Here is a 503-nt window from a genome sequence, read left to right as displayed (position 1 = left end):
ACATCAGAGGACCACGATAACTGGTCCTCTTGACATTCCTCAATAGCTCAGTTGGTAGAGCATGCGGCTGTTAACCGCAGGGTCGTTGGTTCGAGTCCAACTTGAGGAGCCAGAAGAAACAGGGTTTGCCGCTGCTGAAAGTTAATCCGGTGGCGGCAAAACTTGTATCATAAGCCTTTTATGGGCCTTTAGCTCAGTTGGTTAGAGCAACCGGCTCATAACCGGTCGGTCCCGGGTTCAAGTCCCCGAAGGCCCACCAAATTAAAAAGAAAAACGTATTCGGCCCGGTAGCTCAGTTGGTTAGAGCGCTAGCCTGTCACGCTAGAGGCCGTGGGTTCAAGTCCCATCCGGGTCGCCAGAAACGACGACTGCGAAGCCGTCGTTTTCCTTTTGCTGATATAGCTCAGTCGGTAGAGTGCATCCTTGGTAAGGATGAGGTCACCAGTTCGAATCTGGTTATCAGCTCCATCAAAGCATCATCTTCGGATGATGCTTTTTTGTTT

Annotated in this window: 4 tRNA genes; all 4 read left to right on the top strand. The window is 50.7% G+C overall.

The features are described from left to right. Positions 1-36: 36 nt before the first annotated feature. The 4 genes from H8S02_RS12390 (at position 37) to H8S02_RS12375 (ending at position 468) form a co-directional block, all read left to right on the top strand. Positions 37-112 (top strand) — tRNA-Asn (locus H8S02_RS12390). 70 nt (positions 113-182) lie between these two features. Continuing rightward, positions 183-259: transfer RNA gene (locus H8S02_RS12385), tRNA-Ile, on the top strand. Between the two features lie 22 nt (positions 260-281). Beyond that, a tRNA-Asp gene (locus H8S02_RS12380) sits at positions 282-358 on the top strand. A 34-nt stretch (positions 359-392) separates the two neighbouring features. Next, positions 393-468, top strand: a tRNA-Thr gene (locus H8S02_RS12375). Positions 469-503 lie beyond the last annotated feature (35 nt).

This window comes from Agathobaculum hominis (genome assembly GCF_014288055.1).
Classification (GTDB): domain Bacteria; phylum Bacillota; class Clostridia; order Oscillospirales; family Butyricicoccaceae; genus Agathobaculum; species Agathobaculum hominis.
This window is presented reverse-complemented; position numbering and strand designations above follow the sequence as displayed.